General features: G+C 66.7%; 22 protein-coding genes and 1 pseudogene. 14 read left to right on the top strand and 9 right to left on the bottom strand.

What is annotated here, in order from left to right:
• The first annotated feature begins 29 nt into the window (after window positions 1–29).
• Window positions 30–1,235 (top strand): annotated as a pseudogene (locus tag FA89_RS02310) (OmpA family protein).
• Between the two features lie 42 nt (window positions 1,236–1,277).
• On the opposite strand, the gene FA89_RS02305 reads toward FA89_RS02310, so the two are convergent.
• The 3 genes from FA89_RS02305 to FA89_RS02295 all read right to left on the bottom strand — a co-directional run bounded on the left by FA89_RS02305 (window position 1,278) and on the right by FA89_RS02295 (window position 4,175).
• Entirely contained in the window at window positions 1,278–1,724 is a 447-nt protein-coding gene (locus FA89_RS02305; protein WP_185754200.1) for a DUF3060 domain-containing protein, read from the bottom strand.
• A 404-nt stretch (window positions 1,725–2,128) separates the two neighbouring features.
• The gene (locus tag FA89_RS02300; protein WP_051938470.1) at window positions 2,129–3,157 is read right to left on the bottom strand and encodes a hypothetical protein; all 1,029 of its coding nucleotides are present in this window, start codon (window positions 3,155–3,157) and stop codon (window positions 2,129–2,131) included.
• 259 nt (window positions 3,158–3,416) lie between these two features.
• Window positions 3,417–4,175, bottom strand: a complete 759-nt coding sequence (locus FA89_RS02295; RefSeq protein WP_036137806.1) for an SDR family oxidoreductase — start codon at window positions 4,173–4,175, stop codon at window positions 3,417–3,419.
• A 26-nt stretch (window positions 4,176–4,201) separates the two neighbouring features.
• On the opposite strand from FA89_RS02295, the gene FA89_RS02290 reads away from it, so the two are divergent.
• A complete protein-coding gene (locus tag FA89_RS02290) occupies window positions 4,202–5,203 on the top strand; it encodes a LysR family transcriptional regulator (RefSeq protein ID WP_240003839.1) in 1,002 nt (333 codons plus the stop codon).
• Window positions 5,200–5,520 (top strand): hypothetical protein, encoded by a 321-nt coding sequence (locus FA89_RS20425; RefSeq protein WP_036137800.1) that lies wholly within the window; start codon window positions 5,200–5,202, stop codon window positions 5,518–5,520. The genes FA89_RS02290 and FA89_RS20425 overlap by 4 nt, the downstream gene beginning before the upstream one ends.
• 61 nt (window positions 5,521–5,581) lie before the next feature.
• Here the strand turns inward: FA89_RS20425 and FA89_RS20530 are convergent, their stop codons facing one another.
• Window positions 5,582–6,067: a hypothetical protein gene (locus FA89_RS20530; protein ID WP_240003838.1), complete on the bottom strand. Its 486-nt coding sequence runs from the start codon at window positions 6,065–6,067 to the stop codon at window positions 5,582–5,584.
• A gap of 110 nt (window positions 6,068–6,177) precedes the next feature.
• Window positions 6,178–6,951, bottom strand: coding sequence for a transporter (locus tag FA89_RS02275; RefSeq protein ID WP_240003837.1), 774 nt, complete (start codon window positions 6,949–6,951; stop codon window positions 6,178–6,180).
• A 226-nt stretch (window positions 6,952–7,177) separates the two neighbouring features.
• Here FA89_RS02275 and FA89_RS02270 point away from each other — a divergent pair, with 226 nt between their 5' ends.
• The 6 genes from FA89_RS02270 (at window position 7,178) to FA89_RS02245 (ending at window position 12,334) form a co-directional block, all read left to right on the top strand.
• A complete protein-coding gene (locus tag FA89_RS02270; protein WP_036137795.1) occupies window positions 7,178–7,525 on the top strand; it encodes an energy transducer TonB in 348 nt (115 codons plus the stop codon).
• Between the two features lie 126 nt (window positions 7,526–7,651).
• Window positions 7,652–7,876 (top strand): hypothetical protein, encoded by a 225-nt coding sequence (locus tag FA89_RS02265; protein WP_036137792.1) that lies wholly within the window; start codon window positions 7,652–7,654, stop codon window positions 7,874–7,876.
• 81 nt (window positions 7,877–7,957) lie between these two features.
• Window positions 7,958–9,394 (top strand): sensor histidine kinase, encoded by a 1,437-nt coding sequence (locus FA89_RS02260; protein WP_036137789.1) that lies wholly within the window; start codon window positions 7,958–7,960, stop codon window positions 9,392–9,394.
• Window positions 9,385–10,722 carry a sigma-54-dependent transcriptional regulator gene (locus FA89_RS02255; RefSeq protein WP_036137787.1) on the top strand — a complete coding sequence of 446 codons (1,338 nt, stop codon included), beginning with the start codon at window positions 9,385–9,387 and terminating at the stop codon, window positions 10,720–10,722. The genes FA89_RS02260 and FA89_RS02255 overlap by 10 nt, the downstream gene beginning before the upstream one ends.
• A 149-nt stretch (window positions 10,723–10,871) precedes the next feature.
• A complete protein-coding gene (locus tag FA89_RS02250; RefSeq protein WP_185754199.1) occupies window positions 10,872–11,693 on the top strand; it encodes a hypothetical protein in 822 nt (273 codons plus the stop codon).
• A 71-nt stretch (window positions 11,694–11,764) separates the two neighbouring features.
• The gene (locus tag FA89_RS02245; protein WP_036137785.1) at window positions 11,765–12,334 is read left to right on the top strand and encodes a hypothetical protein; all 570 of its coding nucleotides are present in this window, start codon (window positions 11,765–11,767) and stop codon (window positions 12,332–12,334) included.
• Between the two features lie 71 nt (window positions 12,335–12,405).
• Here the strand turns inward: FA89_RS02245 and FA89_RS02240 are convergent, their stop codons facing one another.
• Both FA89_RS02240 and FA89_RS02235 read right to left on the bottom strand, forming a co-directional pair.
• Window positions 12,406–13,527, bottom strand: coding sequence for a fatty acid desaturase family protein (locus FA89_RS02240; protein ID WP_036137782.1), 1,122 nt, complete (start codon window positions 13,525–13,527; stop codon window positions 12,406–12,408).
• A gap of 9 nt (window positions 13,528–13,536) precedes the next feature.
• On the bottom strand, window positions 13,537–14,607 hold the full coding sequence (locus tag FA89_RS02235) for a ferredoxin reductase (RefSeq protein WP_036137780.1): 1,071 nt from the start codon (window positions 14,605–14,607) through the stop codon (window positions 13,537–13,539).
• Window positions 14,608–14,699: 92 nt separating this feature from the next.
• Between FA89_RS02235 and fabR the strand changes: the two genes are divergently transcribed.
• The 4 genes from fabR to FA89_RS02215 all read left to right on the top strand — a co-directional run bounded on the left by fabR (window position 14,700) and on the right by FA89_RS02215 (window position 18,057).
• Window positions 14,700–15,353: an HTH-type transcriptional repressor FabR gene (gene fabR / locus FA89_RS02230; RefSeq protein WP_036137778.1), complete on the top strand. Its 654-nt coding sequence runs from the start codon at window positions 14,700–14,702 to the stop codon at window positions 15,351–15,353.
• An 86-nt stretch (window positions 15,354–15,439) separates the two neighbouring features.
• Window positions 15,440–15,895, top strand: a complete 456-nt coding sequence (locus FA89_RS02225) for a hemerythrin domain-containing protein (protein WP_036137776.1) — start codon at window positions 15,440–15,442, stop codon at window positions 15,893–15,895.
• A 112-nt stretch (window positions 15,896–16,007) separates the two neighbouring features.
• Window positions 16,008–17,213 (top strand): Na+/H+ antiporter NhaA, encoded by a 1,206-nt coding sequence (nhaA, locus tag FA89_RS02220; protein WP_240003836.1) that lies wholly within the window; start codon window positions 16,008–16,010, stop codon window positions 17,211–17,213.
• Between the two features lie 67 nt (window positions 17,214–17,280).
• Window positions 17,281–18,057: an HAD-IIA family hydrolase gene (locus FA89_RS02215; protein WP_036137774.1), complete on the top strand. Its 777-nt coding sequence runs from the start codon at window positions 17,281–17,283 to the stop codon at window positions 18,055–18,057.
• A gap of 7 nt (window positions 18,058–18,064) precedes the next feature.
• Here the strand turns inward: FA89_RS02215 and FA89_RS02210 are convergent, their stop codons facing one another.
• Complete coding sequence (locus tag FA89_RS02210) at window positions 18,065–19,192, bottom strand: Gfo/Idh/MocA family protein (protein WP_036137770.1); 1,128 nt, start codon at window positions 19,190–19,192, stop codon at window positions 18,065–18,067.
• Window positions 19,193–19,349: 157 nt separating this feature from the next.
• On the opposite strand from FA89_RS02210, the gene FA89_RS02205 reads away from it, so the two are divergent.
• Window positions 19,350–20,555, top strand: coding sequence for a GAF domain-containing sensor histidine kinase (locus tag FA89_RS02205; RefSeq protein ID WP_051938468.1), 1,206 nt, complete (start codon window positions 19,350–19,352; stop codon window positions 20,553–20,555).
• 18 nt (window positions 20,556–20,573) lie between these two features.
• Here FA89_RS02205 and FA89_RS02200 read toward each other — a convergent pair whose 3' ends face one another.
• Window positions 20,574–22,445: a DUF1302 domain-containing protein gene (locus FA89_RS02200; RefSeq protein WP_036137768.1), complete on the bottom strand. Its 1,872-nt coding sequence runs from the start codon at window positions 22,443–22,445 to the stop codon at window positions 20,574–20,576.
• Window positions 22,446–22,471: the final 26 nt, after the last annotated feature.

Here is a 22,471-nt window from a genome sequence, read left to right as displayed (position 1 = left end):
ACGAGATCCGGATATGGGAAGATCGAGCGATGCGGACATTGCCATTGTGGCTGTCGATAGGGCTCCTCGTGGGCTGCGGGGCGTCGGACGACCGGGAGCACGCGGCCGCGCCGCCGCCGGTGAGCCATGAAACACCGCGCGAGATGCCGCAGGCTGTGCGCGCGGCCGACGTCACCGCCCCCGACGACACCGCGCCCATCCCCGACTTCCCGGTCATCCCCACGATCGTGGTGCCGGACATCCTGGGCGTGACCCCGGCGCAGCGGGCGCTCGAAGCATCGATGAAGGATGCCATCGATCCCGTCGCCGGCATCAGCGTGGCGCCTGCGCGTTGCGGCACGGACGGCACGCTGGTGAACGACGGTGGCATCACCAGCGTGGACGCACAGGGCAACCTGCTTCGCAACGATAAGGACGGCGTCTTCAAGATCGGTGCGGATGGTACCGGCACGGCCAACTTCGAGGGTGGCGTGGTCAGCGTCAACGCCGATGGCAGCGGCACCATCAACGGGTCGGTGGGCGACGGCGCCGACGCGATCGTTTAGGTCCATGCCGATGGATCGGGTACGTACAACGGTCCCGCTGGCATCATCAGCCTGGACGGTAAAGGCGCAGGCACCTGGAACGGCAAGGGCGGCGTGATCCAGAACCACGGCGATGGCAGTGGCTCATGGAACGGCCCGGAGGGCCTGCTGACCATCAACGCGGACGGCTCGGGCACCTGGAACGGTCCCCACGGGCTGCTTCGCAACAACGGCGACGGCACCGGCCAGATAGGTACCCCGCCGCATCCCGTGACGATGGCGCCGCTAGCCAGGGTGGTGCCAGCGGGACGCTTCCCCCCGATGAAGCGGTTCGCGCCGCCCGGCGCGCCGTGCGGCTACCTCATCACCCTGAGCGATCGTGTGTTGTTCGATTTTGACAAGTCGGCGATACGCCCGGATGCCGCGCGCATTCTGGATGCGCTGGCCGGCGCCCTGTCCCATGTGCAGGCACGCGACATGGAGATACGTGGCCATACCGACAGCAAGGGCAGCGACGACTATAACCAGCAACTATCGGAGCGACGGGCGGCGTCGGTTCGCGACGCGTTGGTCCAGCGAGGATTGTCGATCAAGGCTACGGCAAAGGGTTACGGGGAATCGAAACCCGTCGCCCCGAACGAAGTCGACGGCAAGGACAATCCCGCCGGACGGCAAGCGAACCGGCGCGTCGAGGTATTCGTGCGGACCTAGGGCGGCGTTTCCCTGGGCACGATGGCCATGTAGCTTCGTCCGTCAGGAACCGATCCGGTTGTCCTTTCCGTAGTCTTGGACGACGGCGGTGCCGTCCTGCTGGATGACCTCGTTGTTGCTGCCGTGCAGCGTGGCGGAGCGGATGGACAAGGCGCGCAGGCGCGTTTCGCGGCCCGGCACGCGCAGCTCATCGACATGGCCGACCTGAAAAGTGCCACGGTCTCCAAAGATCTCGACGGTCTTCAGGTCGCTCGTCGTGACGACCTGGGCATTGGCGCCGACCACCCTCAGACCTTCCGCATGCTCGATCTGCAGGTTTCCGTAGGCACCCAGCAGCGCGACCATGCCGCAGTGCCCACGCAGGATCAGGGTCGCATGCTGCCCGGTGATATCGACGTTGCGGTTCTCGCAATTGATCGTGCCGGTGGTAGAGGTGACAGACAGTGTCTCGCGTTCACCGTCGCCGTCCCCGGCCTGCGTCGATGCCATGGAGGGCACGGAGGCAACCGGTGGTATGGGATCGACCTGGGGTGCGGCGGGCGGTGCAGCGGTGCTGTCGGCCGATGATGCCGATGGTTGCGTGCACGCGGCAAGCGCTAGCCATGACAGGTAAAAAAGCGGGCGAAGCGTCATCGCGATCTCCTTGTGGGCCAGGCCGTGGCCGCACGGTGGCCGGGTGTTCCGATAGTGCTTTGCGTCCCGGAAATCGTCCAGCTACCGCCACGCGATCGTTCATCATTCGCGTGGAAGACCATGCAGGGGGGCGACGCGGGCAAAGCAAAGGCGACGGTAAAAAAACCGTCGCCTTTTTGGATACTTGCCGCGTAGCCCTCGGGCCTCGGCAACCCCGGAGCGCGTCGTGCGCGCCGAGGCTCGCTCGATCGCGTTAGCGATCAGCGCAGGCGTTCATCCACTACCACCACATAGCGGCGGCCCGCCAGCGCGCCGCCCAGGGCAGCCGCCATCGCACCCAGTATCAGTGCGATCGCCGCGCCCAGTGACGCCTTGGCGGCAGCCTTGGCTGCGGCGTCGGCGGCCTCACGAGCCTTCACCTCGGCCTCGGCCTTCGCCTGCGCGATCTTGGCCTTGGTCTGCTGGTACTGCGTGATCCAGGTGTCCACGCGCTGCTCGGCTTCCTGCTGCGACACGCCGGCGCGCGCCATCACCACGTTGACCAGGGCCTGCTTGTCGGCCTGCTGCACGGTGTCGCTACCCGAGGCGATGATGCGCTGTGCGACAGCCTGCACATCTTCGCCCGTGTCACCGTTGCCCTGGTTCTGGGCGGCGTCGTTCAGCTGGTTGGCTGCGCCGTTCGCCTGCTGCTTGAGGGCATCGGGCTGCAAGGCGGGCTTACCGGTCTGTGCCAGCAACTGATTGGCCTGACCCTTTAGCGAATCCATCGTGATGCCGCTTTCCTGCAATTGGTTCTTCGCTGCGTCCACCACCGGACCCGCCGCAGCGGCAATACCGCTGCCGGCCGCGCTGGCGGCCGCACCCGCCGCGGTGGCGCCACCCTTTACGATCGACGTGACGGCGGTGGCGACCAGATAGGCGCCCAGCAGACTGGCCAGACCCCAGGCGACGAGGCCGTGGAGCATGGCGTCCGTCCGCCCGGGCGCCGCGGCGAGATGGCCGGCGACCCAGCCGCCGGTGAACAGGGCCAGCACGCTACTGACGCCCCACCATACCGCGGCGCCGATGCCTACACTGGAGGCGTCGGGCGAATCATGGGCCAGTGCGTCGGTGGTGCTGAAGCCGATGCCTGCACCAATGAGGCTGAGGACGAGCTGGATGACCACGGCCATGATGACGCCGGCAAAGATCGACCCCCACGAGATGCGACGGACAAGTGTCACGTCGCTTTCGGTGATGTGGGAACCGACGGGGGCGTTGTATCCGGATTCGGAGCGGATGGTATTCATGGAAGTCCTTTTGGCCATCGGCCAGATGAGAGAAGCCGGCGTCGTTCTTTGGGCGATCCGGTGGTGTGCGGCGGACAGTGTCCTGCCGCACGTGACCGCCTCGTGTGGGCGGCGTGTCGTCAGGTATCGCGCGGATGCCCCGAGCCCCGGCCTTCCACCATGAGAGAAGGACGGTTAGCAGGGAAAAGCGTTGAGGAGCTTCGTAACCGCGGCGCTGGAGGCCAGCGCCGCAAGCCAGCAGACGAGCAAGCGAGACGCACTACACCTGCGCCTGACCACCGTCGACGAACAGCTCGATGCCGTTGACGAAACTGGCATCGTCCGACGCGAGGAACACGGCGGCGCGCGCGATCTCGACCGGCTCACCCACGCGTCCCATTGGCACCTGGGTGGCGAGGAAGTCGAGCAGTCCCTGCTGCTGGGCCGCATCGGGACCGGCAAGGTCCACCAGACCCGGTGTACGTGTCGGCCCAGGGCTCAGGGTGTTGAAGCGTAGCCTGCGGCTCGTGTCGACATCGAGGATCCAGTGACGGACGAAGGCGCGAACGGCGGCCTTGGATGCGCCATAGACGCTGAAAGCGGGCGTGCCTTTTGTGGCGGCGGTCGAACCGGTGAGAATGACCGAGGCGCCTTCGCCCAGGATGGGCAGCATCGCCTGTACGGTGAACAAGGTGCCCTTCACATTGCGGTCGAAGGTGTCGTCGAAGTGCTCTTCGGTAATGGCGCCCAGCGGAAGCATCGAGCCGCCGCCTGCGTTGACGAAAAGCACATCGACTCGCCCGTGCCGGGCCTTGATGACGTCGACCAGGTGCTGCAGATCGGCGAGTTTTGTCGAGTCCACCGCGATCCCGTTGGCCTGCGGACCGATGGACGCCGCTGCGGCATCCAGCTCGGCCGTGCGACGGCCGGTGATGTAGACCGTGGCGCCCTCGAGGGCGAACTGGCGGGCTGTTTCCAGGCCAATGCCGGTGCTTCCGCCCGTGACGACGGCGATCTTGTTTTCAAGCTTGCGTGACATGGTGGTACCTCGATACGCGTGGGTTGATGAGCACAGGTTATCGACGGGCGGATGCGAACGAAATAGAATCAAATGAAAGCCATCGTTGCAGAAATGAAATGTCAAAGCTTCCCGACTTCGAGGGCCTGGCCCTGTTCGCCAAGATCGCCGAGTGCCGGTCGTTCGCAGCGGCGGCCCGTGATCTCGACCTTTCTGTGCCGACGCTTTCGCGCGGCATTGAGCGTCTTGAAAAGCGATTGGGTGCCCGCGTGTTCAACAGGACGTCCCGCCAGTTGGCGTTGACGGCGTTCGGCACGAGCCTACTGGGGCGGGCGACGCAGCTTTACCGTGACGCCGAGGAAGCCGAGGCACTGGCACGCGATCAGTCCGCCTCCCCGCGTGGCACGGTGCGCCTGGCCGTGCCGATGACCTTCGGCGTGCACTGGATCGCGCCGATACTCCCCGGGTTGCTCGAGCGTTATCCCGAGCTGTCGATCGACCTGCATCTCTCCGATGCCGTCGTCGATGTCATCGGAGACGGCTTCGACGCCGCGCTCCGCATCGCCTCGCTGCCCGATTCGTCACTGGCAGCGCGACGCATCTGCGAGGTGTCGCGCTATACGGTGGCGGCGCCGGCCTATGTCGCGCGGCACGGCGAGCCAAGGCACCCACGCGATCTGGACCCGACGCACTGCCTCGCTTATGCATTTCGCGCAGGCAGCGACGTGTGGCGCTTTCGGAATGGACGCAAGAAGGAAGAAGTCGTGCATCCCATGGGCCGGCTGCGTGTAACCAACTCGGAGGCCTTGCTGCCGGTGTTGCTGGCGGGGCAGGCCATCGCCGCGCTGCCCGAATTCATTGCAGCGGAATACCTACGCGATGGACGCCTTGTTCCATTGCTTGCCGAGTGGCAGCAGCCGGGCGGCGGCTTGTACTTCGTCTCGCCGACCACACGCAACCGGCCCGTGAAGGTGGAAGCGGTGGCCGACTATCTAGCGGAGATATTGGGCGATCCGGTGTGGCGCTGGCCTGTCCCGACGAGGAAATGAGTCATCGCATCGATCTGCTTCACGATCACCTCCGAACTGCCCTTTACGTCCGGGTTCCACTCGACGAGATCGCCGCGGCGGCGACGGAGCAGAGTCACGGCGTCGGCCAGGTGCGTCAGGCGGTCAACCAGATGGATGATGTCACCCGGCAGACTGCTGCGCTGGTGGATGAGGCCTCGGCCGCCTCCAAATCGTTGAAGGGGCAGGCAGATGCCCTTGCCGGGCTCGTTGGAGAATGTCGCGTCGGTCAGGAGGCCGAGCAGCGTGAGACGTCGACTCAACCCCTGCCACCGCTAGCCGTGCCGTTGCCGGCATAAACCTCTCGTCGTTGGCGATGTTGGTTTTCTCGACACTGCCAGGACTTGCTCGCCGAACGGGTCAGGGTCTCGATCCGCTGATATACCGTTTGGGCAGGGCACTTTGGGCGAACACCTCGGCATAACGCCTGCGGCCGGCTCGCGTCGGTCCGATGATGTGCATGAGCATGGCCCAGCGGATGGGATCGCGCGTAGCGCCGATACCTCCGATGCGTGGACCGCCGTCCAGGCATCGCCGCACGTACCGCAGCAGGCTCGTGCCGGTCGATACATCCAGCACGATGAGACCGGTCGCGCGGGCAAGACGCTGGGGCAGCAGGCGCGAATAGTTGCCTTCCATCACCCAGCGGTCTTCCGCGATGGCGGCATCATGCAGTGCCTGAAAGGCTTCGTCGTCCCGAAGCGTCCACGGTGTACCCGGCACGTGCCGCAACTGGTCGAGGTGCACACACGTCAGGTCATTGGCGCACGCAATGGTGTGCGCCAGGGTTGACTTACCCGCATTGGATGGCCCAAGGATGCAGATGCGCGGGCCGAGTTCGTTCATCAACACCCTGTCACGCTCGTTCATTACGCCATGCGACCCCCGAGCCTCCGACACAACGGTTCGCCCAGACATTGTCGCACCAGCATCGATCCTGATCGATGGCGCCCCGTTCAAAAACGGGCCGATAGTCCAACATAGAACTGACGATCGGGTGTTTCACGGGTCATGCCGACATTGGCACCCACATCGACCTGCCAGGCGGGCGTGACGAGATAGCTCAGCGCCACATCCGCCGAACGCTGGCGTACCGTGCCAGAGGGATCGCGGTTAACCAGATCCCACACTTCCACGGCGAGGGTCATCCGGCTGCCTAGCGGGTGGGCGACATTGACCAGGTTGACCAGCGCCGCATGGTGACCCGAGCCGTCGAGATCGGCCAGCACATCCACTTCGGGGCCCAGCGTCAGTGCGAAGCCCCCCGGGAGCGGAACTGCGACAGGCAGGGCGACGCCGCCTTCCCAACGATCGTTACCGATGCCATGCGCTGCGGTAGGCGCTTTTACGAAGGGGATGACTGCTACGGAGACAGCATCGGTATCGACGAACCGATGCTTCAGGCGCAGATAGGCGTCGCCACGACCGGACGCGTGGCTGCGCGCATTGCTTGCGTGGTCGCGCATATCCACGGCGATGTGCGGCGACCAGCTGAGTTGTAGGTCGGTTTTATCGCCGAGCCCGTACTTCAGCGTCGGATTGATGATGTTGACCGTACGCGTGGTTGTCGATGCCTGATGATCGCGCGTGGTGTTGCCGATATCGATTTCGACCTGGGAGGAACCGGCAGGAACGGTGCACGTCGAGTTGGCCTTGGTCGGCCGGTCGGTGCAGATGGGCGTTGCGGCATCGTCGGCGAAGGATGGTGACGACATTGCCAGCAGGGCCATCGCAAGACAGGCGGCCAGCGCAGGCGTCCGATGGCGGAGGCGGGGATATGGATTCATGGCGTGCGGGATATCGGAGGCAATCGGTGCCGGTACACGCAAGTTATTGCGAGGCGCCGTAAAAGCAATAGGTTTCCTGGACGGGATGCCGTAAACAACGCGCAAACTTACGGTTCGTCGCGCGTGCGATCGGCGTTACAGTTCGGCCGGACATTTTCCGGAGAAGGTCATGGGCAGACACGTCGCGGGTTATTGGGTCCTGCTGGTCATCGGTGCGTTGCTGGCGCAGGCAGTGCATGCCGACGACTGGCCGAAAGACGCCTCGGGGCGGCCGGCCTCGGGCGAGGCTATCGTGCAGGTCACCGTTGACGCTGACGGACATGCGAGTCATGCCCGGATCGTTCGCACGACGGGCAATGCGGACCTGGACCGCAAGGCGCTGTCAGTCGTCGAGGCGCACGCCTTCAACCCACCCGTCCAGCATGGGACCCGACGGAGTGTCGAGGCGATCGTACCGGTCAAGCTCGATCCCTCCGGAGCCGCGGTGGCGCATGCCCCTGTGGCGCCCCAAGCCTAGAGAAAGAAGACAGAACCCGTGTAGGGGAATGCCTACACAACTGTAGGGCGTAGGCCTACACCGCTCCTGGTCGCTCTTATTCATAATCCTGCGGACGACGACGCCTGAGCAGAAGGATCAAGGACGATGTGGGCACTCCAGCATCTGGAAAACAGCCAATGGGCGTTGCACGGCGTGCGCGCCGCGGCGGCGGCCTTCCCCTGGTGGCGTCAGTACTGCGCCCGCTGGAATCCCACGCGCCGTCGGATATGGATCGCGGCGGGTGTCGTTCTTACCCTGGTGTGCCTGGGTTTTTTGGCCCATGACCTCTACATGCCGTCGCCTACCGGCGTCGGCTTCGACGAGTCCTGACGGCGCGCAGCACGCAGCGTCGTTCACGAAAGCGTACAGGTAACACGCCTACCCTCGCCGGATTCTTCCTCCCGGTGACCCATGCCCGCCACCCTTTCCCGTCAGCTCTTCCTGGTCTGGGTGCTGATCCTTGCCGGCTGCGTCGGCATGGCGGGTTTGCTCTTCGCCGCCTGGCAGCAGTCGGGCAGCATGCAGCTTGCCCAGGCGCGACAAACCCTGGACACCGATTGCGCGTCCCTGGTCGCCCGCTATAACGGCGCCAGTGCGGACGCACGCTCGGAGTCGCTGGCCAACGGCCTTGCCAATGTCGTGGTCCAACTGGTGCTGGCGGACCAGGACGGCATCGAGGGCGGCGTCTGGGACAACCGCACGGGTTTCGTCGCCTATGCCTATCCCACGTACCAGGGGTCGGGCAGCAAGTCCGACGTGCCGGACGCGGAGCGGAGTAACCTGGTGACGACGGCTGCGGCGGCCCTGTCACGGCACGAGACGGTCGGCTATACCCGTTCCGGAAAGCGCGAATCGCTGTTGATCGCCGCGTGCCCGATCGACGCGTACCGCGCGGGATGGACGATGACCCACCTGGCCCATGCGCCGGGCCGTTCGTCCGGATTGTTCGCCGCGGCGGCCGGCGTACTGCTGGCCCTGGCGCTGGCTTCGGCCGGTGCGCTGGGCGCCATCATGCGCCGCTGGTCACGACGCTTTGCTGCGGTGGAGCATGCGCTGGCGAATAGCGACGCCATTCCCGACCTGCCGCGAACGGGCGCGCCCGAGCTGGATCGTTTGGGCGAGACGGTGGTCGGGTATGCGACCCGGCTCGCCGAGAGCCACCGCGAGGCGGCCACGCTGGCCACTCACCTCAGCCGCCATGAGCGCCTGGCCTCGCTGGGTCGCATGACCGCTACCGTGGCGCACGAGATCCGCAACCCCATCGCCACCCTGCGCCTGGCGGCCGAGAACGCGCTGGCGATCACGCCCGAAGCCCTGTCCCCGACCACCCACGCCTCGCTGGACCTGATGCTGGCACAGGTGGGCAAGCTGGATGCCCTGGTGGAAACGCTGCTGCGCATGGTGCAGCCGGTGCGCGTGGAGCGCACCGAGGTGAACATCGCCGGGTGGGCCCGGCGCGTGCTGGCCGAACTGGACGACCGGCAAACCGCCGTCGCACTGCGCGTCGGCGACGGGGCGAGCACCTGGTCGCTCGATCCTGCGCAGATGGAGCGCGCGGTCGACAACCTGCTGCGCAATGCGCTGCGTCATCGTGCTGCCGGCAGCATCGTGAACTGGTCCATCGAAACCACGGACGGGCGCCTGGTCATGATCGTTGCCAACGTGGGCGAGCCGATGTCGCAGGAGGTGCGCGACCATCTGTTCGAGCCGTTCGCCACGGATCGCATCGACGGCAATGGGCTCGGGCTGGCGCTGGTACGCGATATCGTCGAAGCCCATAACGGAACCGTCGGCCATGCATGGCACGATGGCCAGACCGCCTTTCGCGTGGAGCTGCCATGGCGCTGATCCTGCTCATCGACGACGACCGCGATTTCGGCGCGACGCTGGCTGTCACCCTGGGTTCGATGGGGCACGAGGTGATCGTGGCGACGGACGGCAGCGCAGGGCTGGCCATGCTGGCCGACGCGCCGGTCGAACTCGCCTTCGTCGATTACCGCATGCCGACCATGGACGGCATCAGTTTCCTGCGCCAGCGGCAGGCGGATGACCGTATCAGCGCCATCCCGGTCATCATGCTCACTGCTTTCGCGTCGGGCCAGAACACCATCGACGCCATGCGCCTGGGTGCCTTCGATCACCTGACCAAGCCGATCGGACGGGCCGAACTGGCCGAGATCGTGGCGCGCGCGCTGGCCTCGGGCCATCGGACCAGCGTGCCGGCGGTGGCAGCCGACGACACCGAGCTGGCGGGCGGCAGCCAGGGTATGCGTCAGGTGCAGAAACGCATTGGACTGGCCGCCGCCAGCGACGTGCCGGTGCTGATCACGGGCGAGACGGGCACGGGCAAGGAGCTGGTCGCGCGAGCCTTGCACCGGGCCAGCTCGCGCGCCGCCCGGCCGTTCGTCGCGGTGAACTGCGCGGCCATTCCCGCCGACCTGCTCGAGAGCGAACTGTTCGGACACCGGCGCGGCGCGTTCTCCGGCGCCACCACGGAGCGCGAAGGTTATTTTCGTGAGGCCGACGGCGGCACGCTGCTGCTGGACGAGATCGGCGACATGCCACTGCCCATGCAGGCGAAACTGCTGCGCGTGTTGCAGGAGGGCGCTGTGACACCGCTGGGCAGCAGCCAGCCGGTCCGCGTGGATGTGCGCGTGCTGGCCGCCACGCACCGCCGCATCGGCGACCTCATCGCGGCAGGTACATTCCGAAGCGACCTGTTCTATCGCCTCAACGTGCTGCCGATCGAGCTGGGTGCGTTGCGCGAGCGCCCCGAAGACATCCTGGCGTTGGCGGATCGTTTCCTGCGGGAAGACGGCCGGCCCGGCAAGCAGCTCACCGAAGCCGCCCTGGCGCTGTTGCAGGCGTATGCGTGGCCGGGCAACGTGCGCGAGCTGCGCAACGTGATGGAGCGTTGCCGTGTACTGGTGGCGGGCCAGCGCATCGACGCGGCGGATCTCGCGCCCATGCTCAACACGGCCGCGCCCGCCGTGTCGATCACCGTCGACGCCGATTCCGCGTCCGAAAGCCTGCCCGATGCCGTGGCACGCCTCGAGCGCACGATGATCGTCCATGCGCTGCGCGAGGCGCGCGGCAACCGTGCCGAGGCGGCCAGACGCCTCGGCATCCGGCGCCAGTTGCTCTACCGCAAGCTGGTCGATTACGGGCTGGAATGATGTCCCGCGGGTGGACACCCGGGTGTCCCGGAAAGGGACACCGCGGCCTGCACGCGATGCGCACAGCGGCGCCATACGGCGTCCAGAGGGTTGGCACGGCGCATGCATCGACCTTGATGCGGCCTCCCCACCGCACCTCGGAGTCGAACATGAAAACTCGCGTTCTTTCCTTTGCCATCCTCGCCGCTTGCGGCGGCATGACGGCCGCCGCTGCCACCGTCGCGCCGTCGCTCGCAGCACCCCGGTCCGCCTCGGTAGCCCAGGCCCAGCCGCCGGCACCGGACCAGGCAGCACCGCTTCCACCGCCGCCCCCGCCGCCGATGACATCGTCCCAGCGCAGCGTGCAGCTGAGCGGTCGCATTGCCCGTTTCCTGGTCAACCCGAACGGCGAAGTGGACGGCGTGCTGCTTGCCGACCACACGCAGGTCGATTTCCCGCCGACCCTCGGCGCGTCGCTTACCGCCAAGGCCAGGACGGGCGACCGTCTCGACATAGACGGTTTCCGAGTCGGTACGTTGCCACTGATCCGCGCCGCGTCGCTCGGCCTGCCCAATGGCGACAAGCTGGTCGATACGCCGCCCGCCGTTCCGCCCGCACCCCCGGTCCCGCCGGCCCTCCAGCCGATGGACGCTCAGGGTCGCGTGACCCAGGCGCTGCTGGGGCCCATGGGCGAGGTCAACGGCGTGGTCCTCGATAGCGGCCCGATCGTGCGGGTCCCGCCGCCGGCCGCGGTGGACAATCCCTTGCTGCAACCGGGCGCGCGCCTGAGCGCGAAGGGTTTCGGTGTGGAGTCCCCGTTCGGCAGGGCCATACAGGCCACGGCGATCGGCGCCTCCCCCGGCACCGAACAGCCGCTGGTGCAGCCGCCGCAGCCGGGTCAGCTCCCGCCGCCGCCCGCCCCTCCGGCGCCCCCGCAGACGGTGCCGGGTCCGTCCAACACGGTGGGCATGGTTCCGCCGCCCGTCCGCTAAGCCGATCACCGCGTTACACGGCCGCCCGTTTCAGGGCGGCCGTCCTGCTTTCTTTTTTACTGGAGATACCCATGCATCATCTCGACCCCGATCGCCTGCCGGTGATCCGTGGCGCCCTCGACCGTTTCATCATCAACGGTCACGGTCTCATCGACGGCCTGTTGCTCGATGACGGCATGGAGGTGCACACGCCGCCGCATCTTTCCACCGCGATCGAGAAAGCCATCAAGCGCGGCGCGACCATCGAGGTGCGTGGCGTGGCGCTGCGTGACGTCGATCTCGTGGTGGCCGTCGCCATCGACCCGCCCCGTGGCAAGCGCATCATGGACGAGGGTCCCGGCAAGGGACACGACAAGCCGAAAGTGGCCGATGACGGTTCGCGCTGGTCGTACGAGGGCACCGTGGAGCGGTTGCTGCACGGCCCCAAGGGCAACGTGCACGGCGTGCTGCTGGACGATGGCGTGATCGTACGCATCCCGCCGCATGCCGCCGATGCGCTGTCGAAGCATCTCGTGGTCGGCCGGGGTATCGGCGTGGAAGGCCGCTGGCTGGATACGCCGCACGGCGCGGTGATCGAAGCCGATAGCCTCGGCAAGGACGCGGACTCCGTGACGGCGTTGCCGAAGAAGCCGAAGCACTGATCCGGCTGGGTAGGCACGCATGAAAAAGGGCGGCGCGTCGATGGTCGACGCGCCGCCCTTTTTTCGTGGCCTCAGCCGCCCTGCATGGCCGCTTCCGGCATGCGCACCGCGCGGGCCCGGCTCGGGAACGCGTGCCGCACGATGCGCCAGATCACCTGCCCGAATTGCTTCGGCAGCGAGCCGGTGTTGTAGTGCTGGCCGTAACGCGCGCAGATCTGCTTCACTTCCACCGCCATGGCCGCGTAACGGTTGGCCGGCAGGTCGGGGAAGAAGTGATGCTCGATCTGGTGGCTGAGGTTGCCCGACATCACGTTGAGCAGCTTACCGCCGGCGATGTTCGACGAACCGCGCAGCTGGCGCAGGTACCAGTGGCCTCGGGTTTCGTTGCGGATGGTTTCCTTCGGGAACACTTCCGCATCGGCAGTGAAGTGGCCGCAGAAGATGATGACGAAGGTCCACACGTTGCGCATGCCGTTGGCCACCATGTTGCCCAGCAGCACCGGCAGGAAGAACGGGCCGGCCAACAGCGGGAACACCAGGTAATCCTTCAGCAACTGACGGCCCATCTTGCGGCCGACCGGACGGAATGCACGGCGCAGTTCGGCGCCCTTCATCTTGCCGGCGAACCAGCGGCCCACGCGCAGGTCCTGGATCGCCACGCCCCACTGGAACAGCAGCATGAAGACCACTGCGATGAACGGCTGCATCAGGTAGAACGGGCGCCAGCGCTGTTCCGGGAAGATGCGCAGCAGGCCATAACCGATGTCGTCGTCCATGCCGCGCACGTTGGTGTACGTGTGGTGCTGGAAGTTGTGCGTCTTGCGCCAGGCATCGCCGGTGGCGACGATGTCCCATTCGTAGGTCTTGCCGTTGAGCTTCGGGTCGCCCATCCAGTCGTACTGGCCGTGCATCACGTTATGGCCGAGTTCCATGTTTTCCAGGATCTTCGACGCACCCAGGCACAGCACGCCCAGTATCCACGCGGGTACCAGCACGGCGTGCACGAAGGCACCGAGGAAAAGCAGTGCGCGGCCGGCGACGCCGGTCCAGCGCACGGCGGCCACGATGCGGCGGATATAGCGTGCATCGCGTGCGCCGACATCGGCCGTGACGCGTGCGCGCAGGGCGTCCAGTTCGTCGCCGAACGACTGCAGCTCGGCAGCGGAAAGAATGCGGTTGGTGATACGGGCCATGTGATTTCCTTAGAGGTCCAGGACCAGATCGGTGCTCGGCGCGCTGACGCACAGGCGTACCTGGGTCGACGGTTCACCGTTGTGTGCGCCGGTCAGCGTGTGCCGTACCGTGCCTGACTCGCGTCCACAGACGCAGGTGTTGCAGATGCCCATGCGGCAGCCGTGCGCCGGGCGAAGGCCCTGTGCTTCCAGGCCTTCCAGCAGCGACTGGCCGCGGGCGAGGGTGAGGGTACGACCGCTGCGCGCCAAGAGGACCTGGACCTCGCCTTCTTCGCCGTCCACCAGGGCCGGTGCGCTGAACGCCTCGGCATCGAATCGCGCCACGCCGCCTTCCAGGCGCGCGCGGGCAGCCTGGACGAAGCCGCCGGGGCCGCAGGCCAGCACGCGGCGCGAGGCCAGGTCGTCCACCGAGGTCAGCGTGATGGCGTCGATGCGCTCGTCGGGGTGGCTTTCGTCGCGCGTCAGCAGGGTGCGTACCCGCAGGCGAGGGTGCGCGGCGGCCAGGGCCTGCAACTCGTCGACGAAGCAGAGTTCGTCGCGCTGCCGGGCCCAGTACATCAGGTCGACCTTGACCGGCATACCCTGCGCGGCCAGCGAACGGACCAGCGCGCGCATCGGCGTGATGCCGCTGCCGGCAGCCAGCAGGAGCAGGTCGTCGCGCGGGGCGGCAAGGGTCATCTCGCCGAATGCCTGGCCGAGCGTGACCACGTCGCCGATTCGTGCCTTGCTTGCCAGGTGCCCGCTGACTAGGCCGCCCGGCATGGCCTTGACCGTGATGGCCAGTGTGCCGTCGTCCAGGGGGGTGGGGCTGTAGCTACGAACCAGCCGACGACCTTCGATCTCCACGCCCACGTTGACGTGCTGACCCGGCAGCATGCCGCGCCAGTGACGATTGGGTCGCAGCACCAGGGTCACGGCGTCCCGGCCGGCCGGCGTACGCGAGAGCAGGCGCGCCATGGGCTGTTCGAGGGTCCACAGCGGATTGAACCGGGTGGCCCAGAAGTCGAACAGCGCGGGGGACACGGCACGCCGAACGGCGCGCTGCAGACGGGGTGGCTTCGGAACGGGGAGGGCGTTCATGCGTTCACTATACGCCCATGTTTACGAATGTCTATACAGTTGTGCAGTGGCAGGGAGGAGTATGATCGGGCCTTGCCCGCCACCGCCGCCTCATGACATCCATCATCCTCACCCCGTCCCTGGCCAACCCGACACTGCCACGCAAGGTCGGCATCGCCCGTGAGGACCTCCTGGCCGCCGCGCTGAAGCTGATCGGCCCCAACCGCAGCCTCTCCACGGTCAGCCTGCGCGAGGTGGCCCGCGAGGCGGGCATCGCCCCGAACAGTTTTTATCGTCAGTTCCGTGACATGGACGAACTGGCCATCGCGCTCATCGACCTGGCCGGTCGGTCGCTGCGCACCATCATCGGCTCGGCGCGCGAACGCGCCACGTCTACCGACCGCAGCGTCATCCGCGTCTCGGTCGAGACGTTCATGGAGCAGCTGCGCGCCGACGACAAGCTGTTGCATGTCCTGCTGCGCGAGGGTGCGGTGGGCTCGGACGCCTTCAAGCAGGCGGTCGAGCGCGAGCTGATGTACTTCGAGGACGAGTTACGGGTCGATCTCATCCGCCTCGCCGCCGCGGAACGCGCCACCCTGCACGAGCCGGCACTGGTGTCCAAGGCGATCACTCGGCTGGTCTTCGCCATGGGCGCGATCGCCATGGACCAGCCGCCCGAGCGCGATCCGCAGGTGATCGAGCAGATCGCCAAGATGCTGCGGATGATCATCACCGGATCGCGCGTGCTGGACCAGGCGTCCGGTTAGATCCGTTTTTTCCGGCTGACGAATCATCCACACGGCGTGGACGATGATCGCGCGGTCTCATTCCTCAGCTGCCGCCAGGGTCCGCCATGTCCGAAACCATCTTCGAAGCGTTGCGCGAAAGCCACGCGACCCAGCGATCCCTCGTGCGCAAGCTGCAGCGCTCGGAGCCGGGCCCCCACCGCGTGGAGTTGTTCACCGCCCTGCGTATCGAACTGGCGGCACACGAGGCGGCCGAGGAACGCTACCTCTACGTACCCATGCTGATGGACGATCGCGGGCTGCATTCGTCGCGCGACGCCCTGGCCGATCACCACAAGATGGACGATCTGATCGAAGAGATGCAGACACGCAGCCACGCGGGTCGCAGCTGGACGGCCAACCTGGCGAAGCTCTCGGAAGAGCTGCACGACCACCTGCGCGAAGAGGAGAAGATCTTCTTCCAGCTGGCCGGCAAGATCCTCAATGACACGCAGAAGACGTCCCTGGCGAAGAAATACCGCAAGGATTTCGCCGGGCACGAGAAGCGCCTGCTCGCCGAGTGATCCGTGATTTCGCCGGCCGCAGCACCGGCCAGCGGCGATCCGGCAAGCCGCAGGTTTGCCTCGTACAGCTCATGATGTGACCATCATGGACTTTCGGGGACAGGAGAGTCCGTTGCTCAAGACACTTATCTGGCGACCGCTGCAGCGACTGGTCGACTTCGTTTCGGGCTCGGCCGTGGGTGGCCTGGTGCTGATGGGGTCGGCGGCGCTCGCCATGGCGGTGGCCAACTCGCCCTGGGCGCCGGCTTATTTCGCAGCGTTGCATGCGATGGTCGGGCCACTGAGTGCCCTGCACTGGATCAACGACGGCCTGATGGCGGTGTTCTTCCTGCTGGTGGGCCTGGAGATCAAGCGCGAGTTCATCGACGGCGAGCTGGCCTCCAACCCGCTGCGTGTGCTGCCCGGGCTTGCGGCACTGGGCGGGATGATCGTGCCTGCGGCGATCTACCTCCTGGTCAATCGCAGTAATGCCGAATCCATACGCGGCTGGGCCATTCCCTCGGCCACCGACATCGCCTTTGCGCTCGGCGTGGCCGCCTTGCTGGGCAGTCGGGTGCCGGCCTCGCTGAAAGCCTTCCTCGCCGCCCTGGCGATCATCGACGACCTGGGGGCGGTGGTCATCATCGCGGTGTTCTACACGCCGGGTTTGTCCACGATCTACCTCGGCCTTGCCGTGCTGGCCGTCGTGTTCATGGCGCTGATGAATCGCCTCGGCGTCGCCCGCCTGTGGCCCTACCTGCTCGTGGGTGCGGTGCTGTGGGTGCTCGTGCTGAAGTCGGGCGTGCACGCGACGCTGGCCGGTGTGGCGACGGCGCTGTGCATTCCCCTGGCCGATCGCCAGGGGCGCCTCCCCTCGGACGACGACTGCACCCATTCGCCGCTGCTGCGCCTGGAGCATGCCTTGCACCGACTGGTGCCGATCACCGTGCTGCCGCTGTTCGGCTTTGCCAACGCCGGCATTTCCTTCGCGGGCGTGGGGCTGGCGCAGTGGCTGGCGCCCACCACGCTGGGCGTCGGGCTGGGGTTGCTCGTGGGCAAGCTGGTGGGTGTGTTCGGCGCGGCATGGCTGGCGATCCGGCTGGGCTGGGCGCGGATGCCGCGGGCGGCGTCGCGCATGCAGCTGTTCGGCACCGCCTTGCTGTGCGGCATCGGCTTCACGATGAGCCTGTTCATCGGCATGCTGGCGTTCCCCGATCATCCCGACTACCAGGATGAAGTGAAGCTGGGCATCCTCGCCGGTTCGCTGCTGGCGGGGCTCGCCGGGTGGATCGTGCTGCGCACGGCACCCGCCTCCAGGGAAACGGAGGCGGACGGCTGACGCCGTGCTGCCTTGTGCGTCGCGGTATGCTTCGGGGTCACCGTTCACCTCTTCGAAGGAGCCTTTCGTGGCCGATCGCAAAGACATCGAATGCTGGCTCACCGACATGGACGGCGTGCTGGTGCACGAGAACAAGGCCCTGCCGGGCGCGCCGGAACTGATCCGGCAATGGCGCGACCAGGGCAAGCCGTTCCTGGTGCTGACCAACAATTCGATCTTCACCCCGCGCGACCTCAGCGCGCGGTTGCGCACCTCGGGCATCGACGTGCCGGAAGATCAGCTGTGGACCTCGGCGCTGGCGACGGCCGCTTTTCTCAAAGCCCAGTCTCCCGGTGCCTCCGCGTTCGTCATCGGTGAGGCGGGCCTTACAACGGCGTTGCACGAGGCCGGGTTCATCATGACCGACACGGCACCCGACTACGTGGTGCTCGGCGAGACGCGCACGTATTCGTTCGAGGCGATCACCAAGGCCATTCGCCTGATCGGCGCGGGTGCCCGCTTCATCGCCACCAATCCCGACGTGACCAGCCCCAGTGCCGAAGGGCCATTGCCGGCCACCGGTGCAGTGGCGGCGCTCATCACCAAGGCGACGGGTCGGCTGCCTTACATCGTCGGCAAGCCGAACCCCATGATGTTCCGCTCGGCCATGAACAAGCTGGGCGCGCACTCGCACAACACGGGCATGATTGGCGATCGCATGGATACCGACGTGGTGGCCGGCATCGAGGCCGGTCTGCACACGGTGCTGGTGCTCAGCGGCATCGCCGACCGGGCGGAAGTGAATCGTTATCCCTTCCGTCCGGCGGAAATCCTCGACTCGGTCGCGGACCTGCTCGAGGGCTGAGGGTCGCTTACTTCGCGGGCTTGGCGGCGTCCACGGGTGCGGGCGCCTCTACCTTCGGCAGCGTCATCTTCTGGCGCTGCGTATCGATGCGGCGCTCGCGCGCAGGCAAGTCGAGCTTCTGCGGCTTGCCGCTGGCCAGGGCATCCATGATGCCCTCGACGATCAGCACGTCGATCAAGCCCTCCTGGCCGTCGGGCTCAGGGTCCTCGTTGCCGAGGATGCATTCGGAAAAGTATTTCAGCTCGCCGCCGAACTGGTCGGTGACCCGGGGGCTGACCGTGTCCTGCGTATCGCCGATGCTGACCGTCTGCTCCAGCGGCTTGCCGTAGGTGAAGCAGGGACGCATGTGGACGCTGCCCTTGGTGCCAGCCACGTAGAACGCGTCCACGGCGTGGCCGTAATAGGAAACCGAGAACAAGGCTACCCGATGGCCGGGGAAGCGGAGTGTCACCGCCACGGTGTGATCGAAGTCGCCCAAGCCCGAGTCGGGGTGACGCAGCCCCACGGCCGACACCACTTCGATCGGATCGGCATCGAACACGTAGCGCGCGGCATTGATGGGGTAGGGGGCCATGTCGAATACGGGGCCGGCCTTCGCGCCGTTGGTCGCACGATGATTCTCCGGGTCGACCATCTGGGCGAACGTCGCGCTGAAGGTGTGTACCTGGCCCAGTTCACCCGAACGGATACGATCGATCAGCGACAGCGTGGATGGCTCGAAGTGGAGCCGGTAGGCCACCATCAGCTTGGCGGTGGATGCGGCCGCCGTCGCCAGGATCTCGCGGCTGGCCTCGCTACTGACTTCCAGCGGCTTCTCCACCAGTACATGGATGCCCGCCTTGAGCGCCGGAATGACGAACTCGGCATGCCGCCAGTTGGGCGTGGCGATGTACAACGCGTCGATCTTGCCGGAGGCGAGCAGTTCGTCGAACTGGTCGTAGCTGTAGACGCTGCCGATGCCGTACCGCTCGGCCACCTTGGCCGCCTTCGCCGTGTCGCTGCTGACCAGCGCGGTGACGACGGAGTTACCCGTGTGGCCCACGCCGGGCAGCATGGCTTCCTGGGTGATGTCGCCCAGGGCGACGAAGCCGTAGCGGACCTTGCGGTCGGTGGGGGGCGCGTTGGTTGCGGACATCGGATGCTCCTGAAAGATCGACGCGCCAGTATGGAATCGTCGGTGTTCACGGCACGTGGTAGCCAGGCGAACGAAATCGTGAAAAACGTAACCCGAGCGGTGGCCTACGTTGCTTCCACGCGGCGACCTGCCAGAATGACGCGTCCCGGAGAAGCCCATGTCCCACGCGCCCGCCCCCAAGTTGCCCGCTGCGGCCGAAGCCCGTCGCCTGGCGGCGCTGTCGTCGTTCGGCATCCTCGATACGGAGAAGGAAGGGCCTTTCGAGGACATCGTCCGGATCGCGTCCTACGTGTGCCAGGCGCCCATATCGGTGGTCAACCTGATCGATGCCGAGCGGCAGTGGTTCAAGGCGGAGATCGGGCTGGGCGTGCGCGAGACCCCGCTGGACACCTCTCTGTGCGCCCACGCGATCCTCGAACACGACCTGCTGGTCGTTCCCGACACCACGCGGGATAGCCGGTTCGCCTTCAACCCGTTGGTCACCGGCGAGCCGGGGCTCCGGTTCTACGCCGGCGCGCTTCTCAAGACCGCGGACGGCCTGCCGCTGGGCACCGTATGCGTGCTGGACACGAAGCCGCGCACGCTCGACGACTTCCAGCTCGACACGCTGCGACGGCTGGCCCGGCAAGTGATGACCCAGCTGGAACTGGGCCGCATGCTGCGTCGCTCGGAGCGTCGTGGCGATCATCTCGCGCGCCTGGTGGCGACCGCCGGCCACGACCTGAAGGCGCCGCTGCGTGCGGCGCTTTATGCGATCTCCCGGGTACGCGGCACGGTGCCCGACGACCAGCTCCCGCGACTGGACGGCGCCAGCGCCGACCTGCTCGGCATGGACCAGCAACTGAACCGCCTGCTGGCGGCCACGCGCGTGGATGCCGGCGGCGACACGGTGGAGTTGACCCCGGTGGTGCTGGGAGACGTCTTCGACGCGCTGGACACCACGTGGCGACGGGCGGCGCAGCGCAAGCGCGTGGCGCTGACGATCGAGCCCACCACGGCGGTGGTGCTTGCGCATGGGCTGCTGCTGGAGACGGTGCTGGGCAACGCCTTGTCCAACGCCGTGAAATACACCCCCGAGGACGGCACGGTACGCATGGTGGCGCGGGCCATCGACGACAAGGTCATCATCGATGTCGAGGACACCGGCTGCGGCATCGCGCCCGACAAGGTCGAGGAGCTGTTCGCCGCGTTCCGGCAGGCCGACCCGCAAGCCGAAGGCTTGGGACTGGGCCTGTGGCTGGTGCGGCAGAGTGCGGACGCGCTGCGCGCGGAAGTCCGCATCCTTCCGCGGGAAGGTGGCGGCACCTGTTTCCGGGTGGTCCTCGACGAGGTGTCGGGCTCGCCGGCTACTGAAACGGCCTGAGCCCACCCCAGGTCCGGGTCAGAAGGTCGCACCGATCGACAGCGTCGCGAAGTCGTGGTCGGCCAGCGTGTCGTACGTGGGATGCCCCAGATAGTTCGTGTAGGTAAGGTTGGCGAACCAGGTGGTGTCCAGGGTCGCTCCCACCCCCAGGGTGACCTGCCTGCGGCCGCCCACCAATTGGCCGTCCACCGAATAACCATGCACGTCCTGGCCGATGCCCAGGCTGGGCGACACCACCCAGCCGTGCGCCACGGGATAGGCCAGCGCGGTCTTGAGTCGATAGCCCCAGGCAGACCGCGTGTAATAGCCGCCGTCGTGGCAGCCCGCGGGGTTCTGGATAGCGGGACAGGCGCCGCCGTAGCCCTCGCTGGAAAAGCCCCAGTGGAAGCCGCGCCCGTAGCGCACGTCGGTCAGGCTGGGCAGGTCGGTATGGCTGTAGGCCAGCTCGGCGGCAAAGCTGCCGCTGGCCGCGCCCAGCACCCCTGTGAAGGTGCGCGTGGTGTTCAACAGCAACTGCGTACGGTCGTGGCGGTCGGAGCCGGCGAGCACGCCGCCCGGCGGCAGGCGCGTGTTGCGTGCCCCGATGGGGCCACCGCTGCGCGTGAGTGCGGCGAACATGTCGGCGGTGTTGATCTGCACCGGCAGGTCCTGCGTGTAGCTGGCTTCGCCCGCGATCTTCCAGGCGCCCACGCGCGTGCTGGCGGAAACGCCCCAGAGACGGATGTCGTCGGGGTAATCCCACAAGACATGGATGGAGGAAAGCCGTGCGGACAGCTGGGCGTCCGCCAATGGTGCGCCGGCCGACAGCAGCAGGGGCACGACGGCGTTGTTCTGCTGCGTGGGATCGATCGTCGTGGCGTCGAGGATCGGCAGGCGCGAGTTGTAACGCATGTAGTACACGGCCAGGTTGGTTGCCGGGTGATCGAAGGTGTAGCGCAGGGTGGCGCCGTACTGGCCGTGGTCACTGCCATCGCGCGTGTCCGCGCGGGGCAGCACGCCCCCGACCGCATACTGGTAGCCGTCGCTAAGCCACCGCCCGGCACCCGGGCTGTAGGCGTTGATCGGGTAATAGGCGTTGCTCTCGATACCGCCGCAGCCCGGGTCCACGCCCAGATCGGTGCCGGAGAAGAACGTGCCGCAGGGGTCCAGTTCGGCGGGGCGCCACTTCCACTGGTAGAACGCTTCCACGCTCCAGTGCGGATCGAAGGTCAGCTTGCCCCAGAGCATCTCGACCGGCAGCTGCGCTTCGGTGGCCGGATCCGTCCCGGGCCGGTGCAGCGTGGTGTAGTCGGTGGGATTCACCTGGTTCACGCCCTGCATGAACAGGCCTTCGCCCCATTTCACCGTCTGCTTGCCCAGTCGCAGGTCGAGCGCCGCCTGGTCGTCCAGCGCGAAATGGCCGTACACATACGCGTTGAGCCACATGAAACCGGAGAAGCGGTTGGACTTCGACAAGCCGCGGTCGGCAAGCGGCCGGTCGGCGGCGAACGCGCTGGCGCCGCTGCCCTGCGGCACGTCGTGGTGTTCGAGCGTGGAGTCGTACCATGCTCGCGCGCTGGCGGCGAGGCCGATGTTCTCGTATTTCAGGTCCAGTGCGCTGGTGACCTTGAACAGGCTGGCATAGACATCGTTCTTGCCGTAGTTGAGGTTGCCGTCATCGGCGGTGTCGGCGCCATCGCCGCCCTTGGGCTTGCCGTCGGACCGGAAGCCCTTGCCAATCAGGTGCTTCGACGGATCGTTCAGGCGCACGCCGGCACCTGCCACGATGCGGGTCTTGAGTGTGCCCTTTACCCGGCCATCGGCGAGCGTGAAGTCGGTGGCGTGCAAGGCGGTGGCGAAAAACAGCGCCGTCAGCGGGGCCGCCGCGAGTAGCCATCGGCGTGGATGCATCGTTGGTTCCCTGGAAAGCTTGACGG

The organism is Luteibacter sp. 9135, assembly GCF_000745005.1.
In the GTDB taxonomy this organism is placed as follows: Bacteria; Pseudomonadota; Gammaproteobacteria; order Xanthomonadales; family Rhodanobacteraceae; genus Luteibacter.
Note: the sequence above shows the minus strand (reverse complement) of the source record. Positions and strands in the feature narration are given on the sequence as shown.

What these genes read in the sequence shown, in the direction of transcription:
- FA89_RS02295 (WP_036137806.1), bottom strand. Translation starts at nt 4,175, where the DNA reads ATGTCACGCAAGCTTGAAAACAAGATCGCCGTCGTCACGGGCGGAAGC.
- FA89_RS20530 (WP_240003838.1), bottom strand. Translation starts at nt 6,067, where the DNA reads ATGAACGAACTCGGCCCGCGCATCTGCATCCTTGGGCCATCCAATGCG.
- fabR (WP_036137778.1), top strand. Translation starts at nt 14,700, where the DNA reads ATGACATCCATCATCCTCACCCCGTCCCTGGCCAACCCGACACTGCCA.
- FA89_RS02265 (WP_036137792.1), top strand. Translation starts at nt 7,652, where the DNA reads ATGTGGGCACTCCAGCATCTGGAAAACAGCCAATGGGCGTTGCACGGC.
- FA89_RS02210 (WP_036137770.1), bottom strand. Translation starts at nt 19,192, where the DNA reads ATGTCCGCAACCAACGCGCCCCCCACCGACCGCAAGGTCCGCTACGGC.
- FA89_RS02270 (WP_036137795.1), top strand. Translation starts at nt 7,178, where the DNA reads ATGGGCAGACACGTCGCGGGTTATTGGGTCCTGCTGGTCATCGGTGCG.
- FA89_RS02200 (WP_036137768.1), bottom strand. Translation starts at nt 22,445, where the DNA reads ATGCATCCACGCCGATGGCTACTCGCGGCGGCCCCGCTGACGGCGCTG.
- FA89_RS02255 (WP_036137787.1), top strand. Translation starts at nt 9,385, where the DNA reads ATGGCGCTGATCCTGCTCATCGACGACGACCGCGATTTCGGCGCGACG.
- FA89_RS02245 (WP_036137785.1), top strand. Translation starts at nt 11,765, where the DNA reads ATGCATCATCTCGACCCCGATCGCCTGCCGGTGATCCGTGGCGCCCTC.
- FA89_RS02225 (WP_036137776.1), top strand. Translation starts at nt 15,440, where the DNA reads ATGTCCGAAACCATCTTCGAAGCGTTGCGCGAAAGCCACGCGACCCAG.
- FA89_RS02290 (WP_240003839.1), top strand. Translation starts at nt 4,202, where the DNA reads ATGAGCACAGGTTATCGACGGGCGGATGCGAACGAAATAGAATCAAAT.
- FA89_RS02260 (WP_036137789.1), top strand. Translation starts at nt 7,958, where the DNA reads ATGCCCGCCACCCTTTCCCGTCAGCTCTTCCTGGTCTGGGTGCTGATC.
- FA89_RS02305 (WP_185754200.1), bottom strand. Translation starts at nt 1,724, where the DNA reads ATGGCATCGACGCAGGCCGGGGACGGCGACGGTGAACGCGAGACACTG.
- FA89_RS02235 (WP_036137780.1), bottom strand. Translation starts at nt 14,607, where the DNA reads ATGAACGCCCTCCCCGTTCCGAAGCCACCCCGTCTGCAGCGCGCCGTT.
- FA89_RS02275 (WP_240003837.1), bottom strand. Translation starts at nt 6,951, where the DNA reads ATGGCCCTGCTGGCAATGTCGTCACCATCCTTCGCCGACGATGCCGCA.
- FA89_RS02240 (WP_036137782.1), bottom strand. Translation starts at nt 13,527, where the DNA reads ATGGCCCGTATCACCAACCGCATTCTTTCCGCTGCCGAGCTGCAGTCG.
- FA89_RS02250 (WP_185754199.1), top strand. Translation starts at nt 10,872, where the DNA reads ATGAAAACTCGCGTTCTTTCCTTTGCCATCCTCGCCGCTTGCGGCGGC.
- FA89_RS02300 (WP_051938470.1), bottom strand. Translation starts at nt 3,157, where the DNA reads ATGAATACCATCCGCTCCGAATCCGGATACAACGCCCCCGTCGGTTCC.
- FA89_RS02205 (WP_051938468.1), top strand. Translation starts at nt 19,350, where the DNA reads ATGTCCCACGCGCCCGCCCCCAAGTTGCCCGCTGCGGCCGAAGCCCGT.
- FA89_RS20425 (WP_036137800.1), top strand. Translation starts at nt 5,200, where the DNA reads ATGAGTCATCGCATCGATCTGCTTCACGATCACCTCCGAACTGCCCTT.